The 17,787-nt window shown below is 38.8% G+C and carries 22 protein-coding genes; 7 read left to right on the forward strand and 15 right to left on the reverse strand.

What is annotated here, in order from left to right:
* Positions 1–6 precede the first annotated feature (6 nt).
* The 10 genes from pdxJ to rpoE all read right to left on the reverse strand — a co-directional run bounded on the left by pdxJ (position 7) and on the right by rpoE (position 8,715).
* Positions 7–738, reverse strand: a complete 732-nt coding sequence (gene pdxJ / locus I6F45_RS10245; RefSeq protein WP_007581734.1) for a pyridoxine 5'-phosphate synthase — start codon at positions 736–738, stop codon at positions 7–9.
* A 22-nt stretch (positions 739–760) separates the two neighbouring features.
* Positions 761–1,453, reverse strand: coding sequence for a DNA repair protein RecO (gene recO, locus I6F45_RS10250; protein ID WP_024592970.1), 693 nt, complete (start codon positions 1,451–1,453; stop codon positions 761–763).
* Positions 1,454–1,473: 20 nt separating this feature from the next.
* Positions 1,474–2,406 (reverse strand): GTPase Era, encoded by a 933-nt coding sequence (gene era, locus I6F45_RS10255; protein WP_007581730.1) that lies wholly within the window; start codon positions 2,404–2,406, stop codon positions 1,474–1,476.
* Entirely contained in the window at positions 2,396–3,073 is a 678-nt protein-coding gene (gene rnc / locus I6F45_RS10260) for a ribonuclease III (RefSeq protein WP_007581728.1), read from the reverse strand. Before rnc ends, era begins: the two co-directional genes overlap by 11 nt.
* A 2-nt stretch (positions 3,074–3,075) precedes the next feature.
* A complete protein-coding gene (gene lepB / locus I6F45_RS10265; RefSeq protein ID WP_024589998.1) occupies positions 3,076–4,011 on the reverse strand; it encodes a signal peptidase I in 936 nt (311 codons plus the stop codon).
* Between the two features lie 16 nt (positions 4,012–4,027).
* A complete protein-coding gene (lepA, locus tag I6F45_RS10270; RefSeq protein WP_007581724.1) occupies positions 4,028–5,815 on the reverse strand; it encodes a translation elongation factor 4 in 1,788 nt (595 codons plus the stop codon).
* Positions 5,816–6,090: 275 nt separating this feature from the next.
* On the reverse strand, positions 6,091–6,540 hold the full coding sequence (locus I6F45_RS10275; RefSeq protein ID WP_197118683.1) for a SoxR reducing system RseC family protein: 450 nt from the start codon (positions 6,538–6,540) through the stop codon (positions 6,091–6,093).
* 19 nt (positions 6,541–6,559) lie between these two features.
* Entirely contained in the window at positions 6,560–7,510 is a 951-nt protein-coding gene (locus I6F45_RS10280) for a MucB/RseB C-terminal domain-containing protein (protein WP_007581719.1), read from the reverse strand.
* A gap of 4 nt (positions 7,511–7,514) precedes the next feature.
* A complete protein-coding gene (locus tag I6F45_RS10285) occupies positions 7,515–8,132 on the reverse strand; it encodes a sigma-E factor negative regulatory protein (RefSeq protein ID WP_007581717.1) in 618 nt (205 codons plus the stop codon).
* A 1-nt stretch (position 8,133) separates the two neighbouring features.
* Positions 8,134–8,715, reverse strand: a complete 582-nt coding sequence (rpoE, locus tag I6F45_RS10290; protein ID WP_002958721.1) for an RNA polymerase sigma factor RpoE — start codon at positions 8,713–8,715, stop codon at positions 8,134–8,136.
* 246 nt (positions 8,716–8,961) lie between these two features.
* Here rpoE and nadB point away from each other — a divergent pair, with 246 nt between their 5' ends.
* Complete coding sequence (gene nadB / locus I6F45_RS10295; RefSeq protein WP_165739859.1) at positions 8,962–10,572, forward strand: L-aspartate oxidase; 1,611 nt, start codon at positions 8,962–8,964, stop codon at positions 10,570–10,572.
* On the opposite strand, the gene I6F45_RS21370 is transcribed toward nadB, so the two are convergent.
* Positions 10,547–10,903, reverse strand: coding sequence for a hypothetical protein (locus tag I6F45_RS21370; protein ID WP_007581712.1), 357 nt, complete (start codon positions 10,901–10,903; stop codon positions 10,547–10,549). The two genes, nadB and I6F45_RS21370, sit on opposite strands and share 26 nt — an antisense overlap.
* Positions 10,904–10,958: 55 nt before the next feature.
* Positions 10,959–11,210 carry an FAD assembly factor SdhE gene (locus tag I6F45_RS10300; protein WP_007581709.1) on the reverse strand — a complete coding sequence of 84 codons (252 nt, stop codon included), beginning with the start codon at positions 11,208–11,210 and terminating at the stop codon, positions 10,959–10,961.
* A 164-nt stretch (positions 11,211–11,374) separates the two neighbouring features.
* Between I6F45_RS10300 and ygfZ the strand changes: the two genes are divergently transcribed.
* Together ygfZ and I6F45_RS10310 are read left to right on the forward strand one after the other, a co-directional pair.
* Complete coding sequence (gene ygfZ, locus I6F45_RS10305) at positions 11,375–12,286, forward strand: CAF17-like 4Fe-4S cluster assembly/insertion protein YgfZ (RefSeq protein ID WP_165741703.1); 912 nt, start codon at positions 11,375–11,377, stop codon at positions 12,284–12,286.
* 12 nt (positions 12,287–12,298) lie between these two features.
* Positions 12,299–12,784, forward strand: coding sequence for an FKBP-type peptidyl-prolyl cis-trans isomerase (locus I6F45_RS10310; protein ID WP_007581704.1), 486 nt, complete (start codon positions 12,299–12,301; stop codon positions 12,782–12,784).
* 41 nt (positions 12,785–12,825) lie between these two features.
* On the opposite strand, the gene I6F45_RS10315 is transcribed toward I6F45_RS10310, so the two are convergent.
* From I6F45_RS10315 to I6F45_RS10325, 3 genes are read right to left on the reverse strand one after another with little or no spacing between them, the layout of a single operon-like run.
* On the reverse strand, positions 12,826–13,308 hold the full coding sequence (locus I6F45_RS10315) for a hypothetical protein (protein ID WP_008168001.1): 483 nt from the start codon (positions 13,306–13,308) through the stop codon (positions 12,826–12,828).
* A 25-nt stretch (positions 13,309–13,333) separates the two neighbouring features.
* Complete coding sequence (locus I6F45_RS10320) at positions 13,334–14,146, reverse strand: DUF481 domain-containing protein (protein WP_007581700.1); 813 nt, start codon at positions 14,144–14,146, stop codon at positions 13,334–13,336.
* Between the two features lie 42 nt (positions 14,147–14,188).
* Positions 14,189–14,509 carry an HI1450 family dsDNA-mimic protein gene (locus I6F45_RS10325; RefSeq protein WP_007581697.1) on the reverse strand — a complete coding sequence of 107 codons (321 nt, stop codon included), beginning with the start codon at positions 14,507–14,509 and terminating at the stop codon, positions 14,189–14,191.
* Between the two features lie 366 nt (positions 14,510–14,875).
* On the opposite strand from I6F45_RS10325, the gene I6F45_RS10330 reads away from it, so the two are divergent.
* The 4 genes from I6F45_RS10330 (at position 14,876) to I6F45_RS10345 (ending at position 17,697) form a co-directional block, all read left to right on the forward strand.
* Positions 14,876–15,667, forward strand: a complete 792-nt coding sequence (locus I6F45_RS10330) for a crotonase/enoyl-CoA hydratase family protein (RefSeq protein ID WP_165727562.1) — start codon at positions 14,876–14,878, stop codon at positions 15,665–15,667.
* A gap of 71 nt (positions 15,668–15,738) precedes the next feature.
* Positions 15,739–16,092, forward strand: coding sequence for a CidA/LrgA family protein (locus I6F45_RS10335; RefSeq protein WP_166420189.1), 354 nt, complete (start codon positions 15,739–15,741; stop codon positions 16,090–16,092).
* A complete protein-coding gene (locus I6F45_RS10340; RefSeq protein ID WP_166420188.1) occupies positions 16,085–16,828 on the forward strand; it encodes an LrgB family protein in 744 nt (247 codons plus the stop codon). Before I6F45_RS10335 ends, I6F45_RS10340 begins: the two co-directional genes overlap by 8 nt.
* Before the next feature lie 38 nt (positions 16,829–16,866).
* The gene (locus I6F45_RS10345) at positions 16,867–17,697 is read left to right on the forward strand and encodes a mechanosensitive ion channel family protein (protein WP_197160402.1); all 831 of its coding nucleotides are present in this window, start codon (positions 16,867–16,869) and stop codon (positions 17,695–17,697) included.
* The last annotated feature ends 90 nt before the right edge of the window (positions 17,698–17,787 follow it).

A 17,787-nucleotide genomic window follows, 5' to 3' on the forward strand; every position in this document is an offset into this window, starting at 1 on the left:
ATCGTATTACATTCTTGCTTCAATCATTAATCGTTTCATATCGCGTACGGCTTTATCGAGTCCATCTATCGCTGCACGAGCAATAATAGCGTGGCCAATATTTAGCTCATAAATCTCAGGCATCGCGGCAATAGGTTTAACGTTATGGTAATGAAGACCATGGCCAGCGTTAACAATCAAACCTAAGCTTGCTGCGTATTTAACACCTTCACGAATATGCTCTAACTCTTTGTGTAAATCAGTATCATTTGTTGCATCAGCATACGCGCCTGTGTGTATTTCTACATAAGGAGCACCACATTCTTTGGCTGCATCTAGTTGTGCTTTATCTGCATCAATAAATAGCGATACTTTAATACCCGCGTCGGTAAGCGTTTTTGTTGCGGCTTTAATTTTATCTATATTACCCGCAACATCTAAGCCGCCCTCGGTGGTTAACTCTTCGCGCTTTTCAGGTACTAAACACACGTACTCGGGTTTTACTTCAAGCGCTATTTGTATCATTTCATCGGTAACAGCGGTTTCAAGATTCATGCGAGTTTGGATAGTTTTAGCCATCACATAAACGTCGCGATCTTGAATATGGCGTCTGTCTTCACGTAAGTGAATCGTAATACCGTCTGCGCCTGCATGCTCTGCTACACTGGCTGCATGGGCTGGATCTGGGTAACTTGTTCCACGCGCTTGACGAAGTGTTGCAATATGATCTACGTTTACACCCAAAAGAATATCTTTCATTTTCTTACCTGTAAAATTACGTTTATTGAGAGGCCATAAATAGCTCACGGCTTTTTAATGGTTTACTACCTAATAAGGGTTTTAATAAATAGCGACTTAATTGCTTTGCCATATATAGCACATCACTTTGGCTAAAGTCATGATTTGCTATGGCGTTGAGTTGTTTGCCACTAAATCCAGAACGCGTATCTTCTTGTATTAAAAAACCAAGTTCGGGGAAATAACTATACGTCTGCTTTTCATCTATTGGTTCACCACTGGCATCAAAACTAAAATCCACGCCATAACCGAGTAATTCCAATAATTGAAATTCGTACGAGCGAAGCACTTCTTGTAAATTGGCTCCGCTGTTTAGGTTTCCTAGGTGGGATTTATATAGCTCAAATACTTGTTCAATTGGCTCATTAACAGGAACGATGCGATTAGTTAGCTCATTCAAATAAAAACCACAATAAAGCTCATCACCTTTTAAAAAGTGCGGGTTACCATGCAGTTCAAACTTATTGATATATTTTAAATCGTACTTGCCACTGTAATTAACAAGGAGTGCCTGGAACGGCTGAAGTTGTGCTTTATGTTTAGTGGCCTGGCGACCACTAATTCGGGCCAGCATTCTTAACTGACCAACGCCTTCTACAAGCATATCTAACATTACCTGGGAGTCACTATAAGGACGCCGATGTAATAAATACGCGGTGTAGAAGTCGCTATCCATTCACTAAGCTACTGCTTGGTTTAGTCTTCACTGTAACCTAAGCTTCTTAGTGCACGTTCATCATCAGCCCAACCCGACTTAACTTTAACCCAAAGCTCTAAAAATACTTTGTTATCAAGCATTTCTTCTATGTCTTTACGGGCTTCACGGCCAATGGTTTTTAGCTTTTCGCCTTTATTACCAATAACCATGCGTTTTTGTGTTTCGCGCTCAACAAGAATCAACCCATTGATGTGCCAAATACCGTTGTCTTGCCATTTAAACTGCTCAATTTCAACAGTCACAGAATACGGTAGTTCTTCACCCATAAAACGCATTAGCTTTTCACGAATAACTTCAGCTGCCATAAAGCGCATCGAACGGTCAGTTACATAATCTTCAGGAAAGTAAAATTCGCAAGGAGGTAAGCGTTTAGTTACTTCTGCTTTGATTAAATCAACGTTTTTACCTTGCGTTGCTGATACTGGCATAATTCCAACAAAATCAAACTTATCACTTAACCACTTCATATGAGGCAATACAAGATCACGGTCTTTAACTTGGTCAATTTTATTAATAACCAATAATACAGGCTTACCACTTTGCGATACTTTATTAAGTACCATATCGTCATCTGCATTCCAATGAGTGCCTTCAACGACAAAAATAATAAGCTCTACATCGCCGATAGAACTAGACGCTGCTCGATTCATTAGACGGTTAATAGCACGCTTTTCTTCAACGTGTAGACCCGGTGTATCTATGTATACCGCTTGGTGTTTATCTACGGTATGAATACCCATAATACGATGACGTGTAGTTTGTGGTTTACGTGAGGTAATACTCACTTTTTGCTCAATGATTTCATTAAGCAAAGTCGATTTACCTACGTTTGGTCGACCGACAATCGCCACCATTCCACAAAATGTATCTACATCACGTTCATGAGGCTGTATTAAGGTATCAAGGTTCATTTTTAAGTATCTTCAATGCTTTTTCGGCAGCTTTTTGTTCGGCCTTACGGCGCGAGCTACCAACAGAAATTATGCTATCCATTCCATCAACAATACATTCAACCGTGAATGTTTGATTGTGTGCTTGGCCTTGTGTATCAACTACTGTGTAGCCCGGTAACGATAATTTACGGGCTTGTAAATACTCTTGCAGCAGGGTTTTAGGATCTTTCTGGTTAAGCCCTGGTGAAATAGCATCCAAACGTGATTGGTACCACGCCAATATAAGATCGCCACAACTGTCGATACCTGAATCTAAAAATGCAGCGCCTATAATAGCTTCTACTGCATCAGCAAGCGTTGACTCGCGACGAAAACCGCCACTTTTAAGCTCGCCCGGCCCTAAGCGTAAATAATCGCCTAGACCAAATTCAAGACCAAACTCAGCAAGTGTTTGACCACGCACAAGTGTTGAACGCATGCGGCTTAAATCGCCTTCACGCGCTTTAGGAAATTTGGCATAAAGTGCATTGGCAATCACAAAGCTTAAAATCGAGTCGCCTAAAAATTCTAGTCGCTCATTATGTTGGCCTTTGTGGCTGCGGTGCGTCATTGCTTGTTCAAGTAAACCTTGATCAGCGAATTCATAGCCAATTTTTTTATATAATTCTGTTACATTTTTTTTCATCGTTACTGAATATTACCTAGGCGTTCAAAGCGAACACCAGTTGGAACCCATCCTGGTAAAATATCATCAGGGCCATTCTCAAATTCAAAACTCATCCATATAAAGACAGCTTTACCCACCAAGTTTTCTTTTGGTACAAAGCCCCAAAAGCGACCATCTTGGCTGTTGTCGCGGTTATCACCCATCATAAAATAATGATCAGCAGGAACAGTCCATTCATCAGAAGGCGTGCCCGGTTGCTGATAGTAACGCCCTTTTCTTTCAGGCGCTTGTGGGTTGATTAATATATCATGCGTAACTGTTGTTAAATTTTCATTCACACGAGCTAGAGGCATTGGGCCTTGTTTAAATTCGTTATCATTAATTAGTTTAAAATCAATTTTATTGAATTCATTACATAAAAGCTCACCCTGTTGGGTTTCGCCTTCTTTACAGTTTGGCTGAATATATAAACGTTTATCACGATAAACAATTTTATCGCCAGGTAAACCAATCGTACGTTTAATATAGTCAACACTTTCATCTAAAGGGTATTTAAAAACAACAATATCACCACGTTCAGGCTCACCGACATCAACCAACTGAGTGCGCCAAACTGGGTCTTTTATTCCATATGAATACTTTTGTACTAAAATAAAGTCACCCACTAACAGCGTAGGCATCATTGAACCAGATGGAATTTGAAACGGTTCAAAAATAAATGATCTAAAAATAGTAATTGCTGCAATCATCGGGAAAATCGACTTTGCTGTTTCTGTTAGTACTGGTTCTGGTGCAATTAATGCCGCAGTTTCTTCATCTAACGGAGCTCCAGCAGACGTTTGCGCTATCGCTAAGCGTTCCTGTCTTTTAGGTGCATACATTAAGTGATCTATTAACCATATTAAGCCTGAGCCTAAGGTTAATAGCACCAATAAAACTGAAAAATAACCAGCCATTTATAATCCTTTGTTTTTATTTACCAACTTTTAAAATAGCTAAAAACGCTTCTTGAGGCACTTCAACATTACCTACTTGCTTCATACGTTTTTTACCATCTTTTTGCTTTTTAAGTAGCTTTTTCTTACGACTCACATCGCCACCGTAACACTTAGCAATTACGTTTTTACGTAACTGTTTTACCGTAGTACGTGCAATAACGTGTTGTCCAATCGCTGCTTGAATCGCAATATCAAACATTTGACGAGGAATAAGCTCTTTTAATGCATCAGCTAATTGACGACCACGAGACTGAGCACCATCGCGGTGAACAATAATCGCAAGTGCGTCAACACGCTCACTATTGATTAAAATATCAACACGCACCATATCTGATGTTTGAAAGTGTTTAAAGTTATAATCAAGCGATGCAAAACCACGGCTTGTTGATTTTAATTTATCAAAAAAGTCCATTACCACTTCAGCCATAGGTAGCTCATACGTAACAGCTACTTGCTTTCCGTGATAGGTCATTTTTGTTTGGCTACCGCGTTTTTCAATACACAAAGTAATAACATTACCTAAGTATTCTTGTGGTACCAAAATATTAGCTTCAACAATCGGCTCACGAATTTCTAAAATATCGTTTACTGCAGGTAAATCAGACGGGTTATCAATCTGGAATGTACCTTCTTTAGTAACTATCTCATAGATTACCGTAGGTGCCGTTGTAATTAAATCAATATCGTATTCACGCTCTAAACGCTCTTGAATGATTTCCATGTGTAGCATACCTAAAAAGCCACAGCGGAAACCAAAACCTAATGCAGTTGAATTCTCTGGTTCAAAGAATAACGACGCATCGTTTAAGCTTAATTTATTAAGCGCATCACGGAATGATTCATACTCATCTGATGCAATTGGGAACATACCTGCATAAACCTGAGGCTTAATTTTTTGAAAACCAGGTAAACGAAGTGGAGCCGCATTTTTTTGATGAGTTATAGTATCGCCTACTGGCGCACCATGTATCTCTTTGATGCCAGCAATAACAAACCCTACTTCACCGGTTCTTAAAATACCGGTGTTAGTTTGCTTAGGTGTAAACACACCCACTTGGTCGGCAGTATGTATATGCTCATTCGACATTATTTTTATTTTGTCGCCAGTGCGTAATTCACCGTGCTTAATACGCACTAATGATACAACGCCTTGGTATGGGTCAAACCAAGAATCGATAATAAGTGCTTGTAGAGGTCCATCTGTATCGCCTACTGGCGGCGGAACATCTCTAACAATCATTTCAAGAACTTCGGCAATACCTACACCCGTTTTAGCGCTACATTGCACTGCATCAAGGGCATCAATACCAATAATTTCTTCAATTTCTTCTGCAACGCGCAAAGGATCCGCTTGCGGTAAATCGATTTTGTTAAGTACTGGAATTACTTCTAATTCCATTTCAATAGCGGTGTAACAGTTAGCTAATGTTTGTGCTTCAACGCCTTGGCCTGCATCAACAACGAGTAGTGCACCTTCACATGCAGCTAAAGAACGCGATACTTCATATGTAAAATCAACGTGTCCTGGAGTATCAATGAAATTAAGTTGATAAGTTTCGCCATCGTTCGCTTTGTAATTCAACGTTACACTTTGCGCTTTAATGGTAATACCACGTTCGCGCTCAATATCCATTGAATCCAAAACTTGTTTTTGCATTTCACGGTCGGTTAAACCGCCACAAACTTGGATCAAACGATCTGAAAGGGTCGATTTACCATGGTCAATATGGGCGATGATCGAAAAATTACGGATATGCTTCATAAACTGGATTCTATACTTCTATTTTAATGGACTAAATATGAATACCTAAGTGACTTGAAAATACTTGCTGTAGGATGCCATAAGCTCAGTTTGTAAATTACAAACATCACGAATGCTTTTTAATATTGATTAAAACCATTTTATTTATTGAATAACAATAAGTTAAACTTATTTAATTTACATAATTCAGCTAGATAAAATAATTTAAAAAACCACTATTCCCTGTATTTCCAAGTTACTTTGGTATAAAACGGCAATTTTACATTTAATTGGCGTCAATCACCATCTATTTGAGTTAAAGGGATACTAATTGGGTGAATTTTTATAACTTTTATATCGTGCTTTAGCGATTTCACGCGAGTTTTAGCTATAAAGAAACCAGTAACACCACCTAAAGCTGCAGCTAAAATTTGCCAAACTTCGGAAGACATAAATAATTGCGCTGCAATCAGTGCAAAAACCAGACTTAAAAGCAGTGGTAGCATGTATACCGCAAATGCATGCTTAACGACGTGACTATCATCAAGTGACAAGGTTACCTTTTGTCCTACTTCAACAGAGGATTCAAATTTATAAGGGAAGGTTTTTTTTGCAGTGCCAAACAGCTTACCAAACACTTGTGAGCCGCAACGACCATTGCAGCCTTCACAAGCTTGTTTTTGTTGTGCTTCTAAATGAGCAATGTGGCCATCGAGGGCCACAACAGTGAGGGTTTGTTCAATCATAACAATCCTTACGAATCGTTTATAATGCGCGGGTAACTGACTCAGCAATCGCTTTTGCGGTCATACTCGGTACATTACCAACAACCGATACATCAAAATTACCGCCATTATGCACATATACTGTCGTTGCACCAGAGGTTAGTGCACCACTTAAACGCTTACCCGGTAATGGACGCTGAATAAATACCGAAATTTCAACAAAACCATCGGAGAACAAGTAATAGTCTGTTAATTCGTTATTTAAATCGAGCTTATGTCTGTCTGATTTTAGTAATTCAAAGCCATCCGGTAACCAACTAATCTGCCAGTTAGTCGCTGTACTGTCTTCGTTTATAAGTGCATCGTTTGGTAAAGGCGTTGGAAAGTTTCGATTGAGCACTTCAAGTAACATACCTGCTGGCTGCTCTGTCACACTAATATGGGTAAGCTGTAACTGTTCTAAGGCCTCACCTTCATGGTTAACGTACGCGGCTTTTAGTAACAACGACGATTCCATATCCAGCCAAATCCAATAATTATATTTATACTCGTCTTTAGATTCTATGCGAACTAGTTGAGCAGCACGCCCTGCAATACGACCTTTCCCGCCTAATACAAAATCATAGTGCGCGCTTAAGCGATCTATATCTTTAAAAAGCACTTCAGGGATTGGACCCGCTATTGAATCTGTTTTTAGGGAGTATGGTTCAGACTGAGGTTCAAAATAAGTAACTTGGTTGTCAATACGGACCATTTCAAGCCCAGCACCGTTAAGTAAACTTAAATGCTCAAGTTCTGTATCACCTTGTAAAGCATGCACCCATCGGTAGGGTTCCATTGTTTTACCTTTGACAACCACAAACGAAGCGTCAAAATTACGGGTGTGAACGGCATTAGCCATTTTTAGTAATAAATCTTTGGCAGGATTTGTGTCGTTGGCAAATGCATTAAAGCTTACTACCAACGACAGAACAAAAGTGATTACTTTCATTTAATTAGTTTTTTTCCTCAGACGCTTTGGTATTAGTTTGCGCTGTTTCTAAAGAATTCGCAACTCGTGCTTGGCGTTGATGCTCAAGAACTAATGCACCAATACGTTGTTGCTGTAATTCACGTAAACCTTGCTCTGCATTTTCAAGCGCAGGTTCAGATGAGTAACTTACTGGCGACGCCATACCTGTCAGCGGTGTGGTTTGTAGTAATGGAATTTCGCTTTGTTGCTCGTTGTTACTTTGAGGAAGCGTATTAACTCCCACAATAGCAAACATTGCCACACTGGCTGCAATTGCTAGTTGAGCAACTGGTTTGCGCCAATTAAAAGCCACTACTTTATTATCTTGTACTGTTTCAGTGATTGCTTGGGGCTGTGTTTTTGACTGACTAAAGTCAGCATAAACAGGCTCGCTTTCTAGTGCTAATGCAACGCGATCGCTAATATCAATATGTATGTCGTTATTATTTTTTTGAGCACGCATCGCATCACCAATTAACGCATAACGGCCAAACGTAGTTACATCTTGCTCTGCAATTTTTGCATCAGTAAGATGTTGCTCGCCATCAAGTAATGCCGATAACGCTTCGTTATCTAACTTGTTAAGGTGTGCTTTTGTCATACTAAGACTCGCCTATTAATGGGTTTAATTTGTTATCTATTGCTTCACGGGCACGAAATATACGCGAACGCACAGTCCCGACCGGGCAATCCATTACCACTGCTATTTCTTCATAGCTCATCCCTTCGATTTCTCTAAGGGTGATTGCGGTTTTAAGATCTTCAGGCAAACTATCAATCGTATTAAAAATAACAGCGCGTACTTCTTCGCTTAAAAGTAGGTTTTCAGGAGATGCATTAGATCGCATTGAATCTGCACAATCATAAAACTCGGCATCTTCAGCGTCTATATCATTTGCTGGCGGCTTACGCCCCTGGGCTACTAAGTAATTTTTAGCACAATTAACGGCAATACGGTATAACCACGTGTAAAAGGCGCTGTCACCTCTAAAGTTTGGAAGTGCACGGTAAGCTTTAATAAAAGCCTCTTGTGCTACATCAGCAATATCGCCTTGGTTTGATACATAACGTGAGATCAAACCTGCAATTTTGTTTTGATACTTCTTTACTAATAGGTTGAAGGCGTTTTTATCTCCTTGCTGGACCCTTTTTACTAGCACTAAATCTAATTCCTGCTCGCTCATTCGAGCCGGTACTCCTATGTCTGATTTTTGCTTGTTATTCATATTGTCGTCATTGTTCACAAATACTCTGACCTCTTTATGAATAAAAAGTTCTGCTTAATATTATTTTTTTATAAAATAGATGATAAATAACGGCGCGAAGCCTTTAAAATCACTACGTAGTAGTATGACAAATATGGTACAACTACAGATATTAAAAACAAATATTGCTCTATATGAGCATTGTAACCGCAAAGTACCTCTGACATGAACCAAAATAAACATCACATTGCAGATGTCGCTATTATAGGTAGCGGCGCAGCAGGCTTATCACTTGCATTATCTCTAGCTAATTATTGTAACGTTACCGTGATCAGTAAAGGAGCGCTTACAGAAGGTTCTACTTTATATGCTCAAGGTGGTATAGCAGCTGTATTTGATAAACAAAACGACAGCATAGAATCTCATGTTGAAGATACACTCGATGCGGGCGGCGGTTTATGCGACAGAGACGCTGTTCATTATACTGCCAGCAATGCTCACGATTGCCTACAGTGGTTAATCGACCAAGGTGTTCCCTTTGATATGGAGTTTGATAGCAAAGGAAAAGAGCGTTTTCATTTAACACGTGAAGGCGGTCACAGCCATCGTCGTATTTTGCATGCAGCCGATGCTACTGGCAAAGCTGTGCAAACCACGCTTATTAGCCAAGTTAAAATTCATAAGAATATAACGCTTTTAGAGCAATACAACGCCATTGATTTAATTACAGATAAAAGCGCCGGAAAAACAGGCTCACACATTGAAGGTATGTATGTGTGGAACAAAAAAGCTAAAAAGGTAGAAACCATTTCAGCTAAATTTGTTGCTCTTGCCACTGGTGGCGCAAGCAAAGTGTATTTGTATACATCTAATCCAGATGTATCAAGTGGTGATGGCATTGCAATGGCATGGCGCGCAGGCTGTAAAGTTGCCAATATGGAATTTAATCAATTTCATCCAACGAGCCTTTATCATCCAGAGCTACAAAACTTTTTAATTACAGAAGCTATGCGCGGTGAAGGGGCTTATTTAAAACGACCTGATGGCACTCGTTTTATGAAAGATTTTGACAGTCGTGAAGAACTTGCTCCACGCGATATAGTGGCACGCGCAATCGATTTTGAAATGAAGCGTTTAGGTGCTAATTGTGTTTATTTAGATATTAGCCACAAAGATAAAGACTTTATTATTGAGCACTTCCCTACTATTTACGCAAAATGCCTAAGTGTAGGGCTTGATATAACAAAAGAAGCAATCCCAGTTGTACCTGCTGCGCATTACACTTGTGGTGGCGTAATGACCGACTTTAACGGTAAAACAGATCTCGATAACTTGTATGCTGTTGGCGAAGTCGCTTACACAGGCCTACATGGTGCAAACCGTATGGCAAGTAATTCATTATTGGAATGTATTGTATTTGCCCACGCTGCAGCTAAAGACATTTTAAGTAAAATTGAACATGCACCAGAGCCAATGGCTCTACCTCATTGGGATGAAAGCCGTGTTAGTAACTCTGATGAAGAAATAGTTATTACCCATAACTGGCATGAACTACGTTTATTTATGTGGGATTATGTAGGTATTGTACGCTCTACTAAACGCTTAGAACGTGCACTGCATAGGGTTGAGTTGCTGCAGCAAGAAATACATGATTATTATGCAAACTTTAGAGTAAGTAATAACTTGCTTGAGCTTCGTAACTTAGTACAAGTGTCAGAACTCATTATTAGAAGTGCAATGGAGCGAAAAGAAAGCAGAGGCCTACATTATACTATTGATTACCCTAAACAAAATGAAAATCCAACACCGACTATTTTGACTCCAAAACGCAATTAATCGCGCTTAAAGTAGCACGTTTTAGACGCGCATAGCTTTGTTCATTAACACCATTGGCTGAAATTATAAGCCAATGGTTGTTACTAAAACCTTTAATATGTAGCCATATATTATTGCCATAAAAACGGCTTTTTTTACTAATTTCACCCTGAATTTTTAAACCTTCACCCTCAAACCTAAATAGCTTGGGTTCTAGAATTATAACGCCATGGTTTGGATGAATTGCCAACACTTTTTGCCACACTAAAAAGCCAGCTAATATATTAATTATCAAACAAAAAAGCATAGCTAGTAGCGAATCTAAAAATAAACATAATATTAAACTGAGCATGCAAAAAAAGACCACAATAGGTTTGTGGTCAGCGTTATTATTAGTAACTGTAAACCTATACACGAACTCGGTCTAAGATCAGCGAAACCATACCGTTTAACTGCTCATCTTTACATTCTTGATGACCCATAAACCATGCAAATAAGTCAGGGTCTTCTTCTGTTAGCAAACGCTGAAAAATAGCCTGTTGCTCTGCGCTCAAAGAGTCGTATGCTTCTTCAACAAACGGCATAAACAAAACATCAAGCTCTAACATGCCACGACGGCAAGCCCAACGAATACGTGCTTTACTATGAATTTCAACCATTTTAAACCTCATACTTAATTGACTCGAGTTTAACAAACACAAGCCTATTTAGCAGCTATTAATCTCTCATTAAAGAATAAACCCGCACCAATAAGCGCTTGTCTGTACCATACGTAACAACTGCGTTATTATGTCACTTCATTTATATTGCAAAGAAGGTTTTTATGTCGAGCGTTTATGCATGTCCGTTATCTCATCAACTTATTAGCCTCTGCGGTGCTGATAAATTATCTTATTTACACGGGCAAATCACTCAAGATCTAAATAAATTAACCAGCAGTAATTATTTGTGGGCTGGCCATTGCAGCGCTAAAGGTAAACTTTGGGGCGTATTTAAATTATTTTCTTATCAAGACAGCTACTACCTTACAGGCAGCGAAAACGAAGTAGAAAAATCGTTAGCTGAGCTAAAAAAGTATGCCGTATTTGCAAAAGTTGACATTAGTGCATGTTCAAAGCGATTAATTGGTCTCATTGGTGATGATTTATCGGATGTACTCGCACAACTTGATATTAACTTTGAAGGTGATGCGAGCGCGTGTGACTTTGAAAGCGGTAAAGCACTAAAATTAGCTGATAACCGTGTTTTATTGATGGTCGATAGCCAGTTTAGTATGCCTGATGACGTATCTACACTTGATAACGAAGCTCCTTGGCAACAAGCATCTATGCTTGCAGGTGAACCTCAGTTAAGTGCAGATGCAATTGGCGAGTATGTACCTCAAATGGTAAACCTACATGCTATTGGCGGTATAAGCTTTAAAAAAGGGTGTTATACCGGTCAAGAAACTGTGGCTCGCATGAAGTACCTAGGTAAAAATAAGCGTGCAATGTATATAGTTTCAGGTCAAAGCGAAGGGATACTTTCAGAGCCCGATTTAGAAACCCAATTAGGCGAAAATTGGCGCCGTGCGGGTAAACTTATTGCACAAAGCTTTAATGAACAAACAAATAAATTAACAGGCCTCGTTGTGTTGCCAAACGATACTGATGTAACTCAGGTACTTCGTGCAAAACACACACCTCAGGTGGAGCTAAGCATTCTGCCTCTACCCTACTCTCTTGAAGATGAATAAATAGGAATGACTATGATCGTTGCGGCAAACAAAGTGGTAAAAATGCATTATTCGGTAATGGATAATGATGGCAATAGCATTGATAACTCGTTCGGTGGTGAGCCACTACACTTTATCATTGGCACAGGCTACTTAATTTCAGGCCTAGAAAATGCTTTGCAAGGCAAACAACCAGGCGACACACTTAGCGTAAAAGTTGAACCTGATGAAGGTTATGGCGAACGCCACGATAACCTAATGCAAGCTGTACCTAAGTCGATGTTTGAAGGTATGGAAATTGAAGTCGGCATGCAATTTCGTGCATCAACAGATGATGGTGACCAATCAGTAATGATCATCGATATCCAAGATGAAGAAGTTATTGTAGATGGTAATAACCCACTTGCAGGCATAACACTTAACTTTGATGTAGAGATACTAGAAGTACGTGATGCAACCGAAGAAGAACTCACTCATGGTCATGTACATGGTGAAGGTGGGTGTGGTCACGACCACTAATACACTGTTAAACCAAGAAAAAAGCGCCTAGGGCGCTTTTTTTATATCATATTGTTGCGCTTAACCGTTTCAGTTTTTGCCTTACTAGGCAGCGCGATTGATACATTCTTTTCTTTTAGAGCGGCTAGTAAACCTTTTTGATCGTTTGTGCCAACTCGATACAAAGTGCCATCTTTAAGCGTTAGCTGTATTGCACTAAAGCCAGATACTGTATACACCCAACCATCGTGAGTAATTCGCATACCAATACCGTGTCTGTAAGAGTTTTGAACTGCCTTAGCTTCTACTACTTCGCCAAGCTCAATGCTTTGCCCTGCAACGCCTGGGCCAAACGCCCAGCTAATTTTTTTATCATCTACTTTTACTGTTAGACCATGGAACAAAAAGCCCACCAGCACTAAAATCCCAGCAAATATCATTAAAGGTCCATCAGCGCCTAACAAGTTCCATGCAAGCGCTACAAAACCGCCTATCCACGCTAATACAAAAAAGATAAACACCGCATACTGTTTATGCTGATACATAATATTCTCTAAATTAAATAAATACTTAAAAGCTGTACACCAATGTAGCACTCAGCTCTGAGTCAAACTTGAGTTTATCATCTTCGGGTTTTGAATTATAACGATACATGTAGGTAAATTTGAGTGATACCGCACCAATCACTTGGCTTATTAGTGCGGTTTCCGATTTTAAGCGAGAATTAAGACCTGAGAGCGACTGCTCTATACTCACATCTTGATTAAAACGAGTACGCTTAGAAACCAAACGTTCCCACTGCATTGCAACACGTACTAAATAACCGGTTTTATTAATTTCATCTTCGCTCACATCCGAATCTTCATCCGCTACTGAACGGTATAAACCAGGTCCTATATCAATATCTACTTTGTTTTTAGAGCCTTGATATACACGTGCACCATAGCCTGTCGCCACCGTACTTTTAAAATCAAGTCCACTAAACTCATCTTCTTCGTAATCACCGTAAATAAAAAATGAGGAGTTTTTAACACCTACTTTATAGTTACCTTGCGCTGATACAAAAACACGATTAGCTGTAACATCAGTGCCACCGCTTTCATCGTTCTCATCACGCTTATAAAGAGAGTCTATTTTAAATTGGTTACGCCACTTTTCAAAGTCTTGGTATAAATTACCTTTGAGCTTAAAACTGGTCGAATTGGTGTTACCTTTACTTAGAATAAAGCCAAATTCAGTATCACCATAGAACATGTCACCTTTGTGTAACTCATGAATTTCTTCATCAGAGAGCTTGCCATATTCATGAAAATCTTCAAATGGATCAACGGCCCAACTTGGGCTGCTAATTATTAAAAAAATTAAAAATAAATACTTACGCACAATACTCTCTCTGCACACAATTATAAAAATAAGCAGTATTGCTTATTCAGTTTCTTTCCATAAAATATGACAAAACGGAGCATCTTTATCACGACTAATCAAAATTTTAGCAAACAAAACATCATCATTTTCAAATTCTAAACCAACCAACACCTGAATAAAGTGCTCTGGCTCTATTTCAAGGGCTACAAAGTCTTGCCACTGGTCATCTGGCTCGTCTTCTTCAATAAAGCCTAGGTCTTCTCTAAACTCATTAAAGTCTTCAACATCTTTTTCACTCAAGTTATTTGGCGCTAACTCTAAAAAAATATCATAAGCTTGGTGAGTAGCTTCTTCTACCGTATATAAACGTGGACCCGACATATGTGCTTACCTTAAGCTTTTAAGTTGCGCTATATTATCAAATCTCATCATCATTTTGATAAAAAAAAACGTAAAACACTGACTTTTTTGTAACCGAGTCATGCTTTATTCAGCATACAACTAAATCGACAAATAACAATTCACCTAAACTATTGAATATAAAGATTACTTTTATTATTTTAGTTAAAATAACAACGTAAAATATTTTTATTATCTTAGGTTCGAATTGTTTAGCTTTTTCTCATCTAAAACCAATCCTTTAAGACTACGGCTTTAGCAATAAATTCCATTTATTTAAAAAATACCGTCACTTTACTTAATTCCTATAACAACATAAGCTCAAGCAACAGGTCAGAGGAGTGTGTAATGATAAAACTAGAAAAACAAAATGGCATTGCAACCGTCACGCTTAGCAGAGCAAAAAAACAAAATGCATTAAGCTTTGAAATGTTTGTAGAGCTAAACAAAGCCATTAAAAATATAAAAAGAGATCGTAGTATTCGTGCTGTGGTAATAAAAGGTGATGGCGAGCATTTTTGTGCAGGCCTTGATATATCTGCAGTAATGGCTACACCAATGAACATAGTGAAATTATTGCTTAAATGGTTACCAGGCAATCAAAATTTAGCGCAAAAAGTAGTATTAGGCTGGCAGTCACTTAGTGTGCCCGTTATTGCACAAATTGATGGCAACTGTTTAGGGGGTGGTTTGCAAATAGCTTTGGGGGCAGATTACAGAGTTGTTCATATTGATGCCAAACTTGCCATTATGGAAGCGCGTTGGGGATTGTGCCCCGATATGGGCGCAAATGTAATGATGAGCGGTTTAGTTAAGCGCGACCAAGCACTTTGGCTTGCAAGCCACGCAAACCCAATCACTGCACAACAAGCAAATGAGCTAGGTTTGGTTACTAAACTTACCGATGATACTCAGCAAGCAACGCAAAACATGCTCGATACATTACTTGAGCGTTCACCCGATACGCTTGCTGCTATTAAACGTGTTACACAACTTAGCTATAAACCAAACCAACGAAAAATACTCGCTAAAGAAACCTTAAGCCAAATTCGCTTACTGCTAAACCCAAACACTAAAAAAGCAATTGCTAAAGCTAAAGGAAAAGCAGATATAACCTACGCAAATACAAAGCACTGGTAGACTATTGCACAATGCATAAAAGAGTTTGATTTGTTAAAGTTAAGCTCTTATCTTTTCTGTGAGCCACTTTGATGAAATATCTGCTCAGTAGCGCTATTATTTTACTATGTTTAGCCTGTGCTAAACTCATTATGCACTTTATTGGTGGAAGCTTTCCTGCACCGTTACTCGCTATGGTTATTTTATTAGTTTTACTCTTATCGGGTATTGTAAAAGAGCAACATGTAAAACCATGCGCCTCCCCTATTTTAAATATTATGCCTATATTTTTCATTCCTGCGGGTGTGGGATTTATTGAACATCTCGGCCTTATAAAGTCGCACTGGGCATTTTTAGCCTCAGTTATGGTGCTAGTCCCTATAACTACCTTGTTGCTTGTTAGCAGTGTAATTGCGTACTTTAAGGGAAGAGAAAATAATGACTAATTTTACTTTTTCCGCTATTTCAGAGCTACAGCCTAATTTATGGTGGCTAAGTATTCCTTTTATTATTGTATTGTTTTTAGCACTAAGGGCCGTAAACCAAAGTATAAAAAACAGCGTATTTAAATCGCTCACTAACCCCGTATTTTTAAGTATTAGTATTATCGCTTTATTACTAGTTAATCTAAATTTGCCTTATACGCAATTTGCCTCGCACAGCAAATTACTAAGCTGGTTATTAGAGCCCGCGATTGTGGCTTTAGCGCTTCCTTTATATCAGCAGTTTACACACGTACGAAAAAATCTATTACTCATAGTCGCAACATGTAGCTTAGGTATTGTTAACGCAACCGTTGTGGCATTTTTGCTAAGCATATTATTTAATGCGCCTGCGCAGCTAAGTGCATCTGTTGCCGCACTCAGTGTCACAACCCCAATATCTTTAATTGTTACTGACTCATTAGGGGGGATTAGCTCTCTTGCTGCGGCTTTAGTTATTTTTATTGGTTTACTAGGCGCTTTATTTGGTTTTATGCTTTTTAAACTCATTAATATTTTTAATCACGAATCTCAAGGTGTTGCAATGGGCACAGCTTGTCATGCAATTGGGACTGCTGCTGCTATTGCTGAACATCCAAAAGTAGGCGCTTACTCCTCAGTTGCAATGGCGCTAAGTGCTTTATTAACAGCAATTATAGTGCCGCTGTTATATCCATTTTTAGTCAACATTTTGCTATAGTTGGAAAAATACAACATAGCCCTAACATAGAGCGCTTTATGATCAGTTCTGAAATCGAACAGTTTGAAAAATATTACACCATGCTTACTGAGTATATGGTTACCTACAGTATGCAAATTGTTGGCGCTATTTTTATCGTCCTCATTGGTTTGTGGATAGCACAAAAGCTTGCCAAATTTGTAGCCGCGTTAATGACCCGTCATAACGTTGACATTACGCTTACTAGCTTTGTCAGTAGCGTGGTAAAAGTACTGCTAATTGTAATGGTTATAATTATTGCACTTGGCAAAATAGGTATCAGCGTTACGCCATTTGTAGCAGCCATTGGTGCTGCATCTTTAGGTGCTGGTTTAGCGCTGCAAGGAATGCTCTCTAACTATGGTGCGGGCCTTGCCATTATAGCCACTCGACCTTTTGTTGTTGGTGATACTATTGAAGTTAAAAATGTAAGCGGCCAAGTTAAAACAATTGAGCTTGGCTACACTATTTTAATCAATGAAGAAAAAGTAGAAATCACCATTCCAAATAAGCATATAGTAGGTGAAATACTTCATAACTCATTTAGTTACTCATTGGTCAAAGGTGAAATAGATATAGCCTATAGTGCTTGCTCTGATAATGCGATTAGCCTTATTGAAGACGTACTTAAAGCACACGAATTAGTCGCACAAAATCCGTTATCACAAGTGGGTATTGAACGCTTTGCCGATAGCGGTGTTACAATAAGCTACCGATATTGGGTGCCTACTACTAAAATTATTGAAACCAAACTGGCTATTAATGGCGGTGTTTATAAAGCAATTAATAACGCTGATATTGAAATCCCATTCCCTCAACGCGTCATTACTATAAATAAAAGCGATATATAGTCATAAAATCCAGTGGGTAATTCAATATTGAATTACCCACATCAATAAACTTCTTTTACTGCGTAAAAACTCCTTATCTGTTTGTTATTT

It is taken from the genome of Pseudoalteromonas sp. SWYJZ19 (assembly GCF_015864375.1).
GTDB classification, from domain to species: Bacteria; Pseudomonadota; Gammaproteobacteria; order Enterobacterales; family Alteromonadaceae; genus Pseudoalteromonas; species Pseudoalteromonas arctica.

Excerpts from the sequence above, each read along its gene's own strand:
- I6F45_RS10275 (WP_197118683.1), bottom strand. The coding sequence starts at position 6,540 with ATGATTGAACAAACCCTCACTGTTGTGGCCCTCGATGGCCACATTGCT.
- I6F45_RS10340 (WP_166420188.1), top strand. The coding sequence starts at position 16,085 with ATGACTAATTTTACTTTTTCCGCTATTTCAGAGCTACAGCCTAATTTA.
- rpoE (WP_002958721.1), bottom strand. The coding sequence starts at position 8,715 with ATGAGCGAGCAGGAATTAGATTTAGTGCTAGTAAAAAGGGTCCAGCAA.
- I6F45_RS10285 (WP_007581717.1), bottom strand. The coding sequence starts at position 8,132 with ATGACAAAAGCACACCTTAACAAGTTAGATAACGAAGCGTTATCGGCA.
- I6F45_RS21370 (WP_007581712.1), bottom strand. The coding sequence starts at position 10,903 with ATGCTCAGTTTAATATTATGTTTATTTTTAGATTCGCTACTAGCTATG.
- I6F45_RS10330 (WP_165727562.1), top strand. The coding sequence starts at position 14,876 with ATGATAAAACTAGAAAAACAAAATGGCATTGCAACCGTCACGCTTAGC.
- nadB (WP_165739859.1), top strand. The coding sequence starts at position 8,962 with ATGAACCAAAATAAACATCACATTGCAGATGTCGCTATTATAGGTAGC.
- I6F45_RS10335 (WP_166420189.1), top strand. The coding sequence starts at position 15,739 with ATGAAATATCTGCTCAGTAGCGCTATTATTTTACTATGTTTAGCCTGT.
- recO (WP_024592970.1), bottom strand. The coding sequence starts at position 1,453 with ATGGATAGCGACTTCTACACCGCGTATTTATTACATCGGCGTCCTTAT.
- I6F45_RS10280 (WP_007581719.1), bottom strand. The coding sequence starts at position 7,510 with ATGAAAGTAATCACTTTTGTTCTGTCGTTGGTAGTAAGCTTTAATGCA.
- ygfZ (WP_165741703.1), top strand. The coding sequence starts at position 11,375 with ATGTCGAGCGTTTATGCATGTCCGTTATCTCATCAACTTATTAGCCTC.
- I6F45_RS10325 (WP_007581697.1), bottom strand. The coding sequence starts at position 14,509 with ATGTCGGGTCCACGTTTATATACGGTAGAAGAAGCTACTCACCAAGCT.
- I6F45_RS10315 (WP_008168001.1), bottom strand. The coding sequence starts at position 13,308 with ATGTATCAGCATAAACAGTATGCGGTGTTTATCTTTTTTGTATTAGCG.
- pdxJ (WP_007581734.1), bottom strand. The coding sequence starts at position 738 with ATGAAAGATATTCTTTTGGGTGTAAACGTAGATCATATTGCAACACTT.
- rnc (WP_007581728.1), bottom strand. The coding sequence starts at position 3,073 with ATGAAAAAAAATGTAACAGAATTATATAAAAAAATTGGCTATGAATTC.
- I6F45_RS10300 (WP_007581709.1), bottom strand. The coding sequence starts at position 11,210 with ATGGTTGAAATTCATAGTAAAGCACGTATTCGTTGGGCTTGCCGTCGT.
- I6F45_RS10345 (WP_197160402.1), top strand. The coding sequence starts at position 16,867 with ATGATCAGTTCTGAAATCGAACAGTTTGAAAAATATTACACCATGCTT.
- I6F45_RS10310 (WP_007581704.1), top strand. The coding sequence starts at position 12,299 with ATGATCGTTGCGGCAAACAAAGTGGTAAAAATGCATTATTCGGTAATG.
- lepA (WP_007581724.1), bottom strand. The coding sequence starts at position 5,815 with ATGAAGCATATCCGTAATTTTTCGATCATCGCCCATATTGACCATGGT.
- era (WP_007581730.1), bottom strand. The coding sequence starts at position 2,406 with ATGAACCTTGATACCTTAATACAGCCTCATGAACGTGATGTAGATACA.
- lepB (WP_024589998.1), bottom strand. The coding sequence starts at position 4,011 with ATGGCTGGTTATTTTTCAGTTTTATTGGTGCTATTAACCTTAGGCTCA.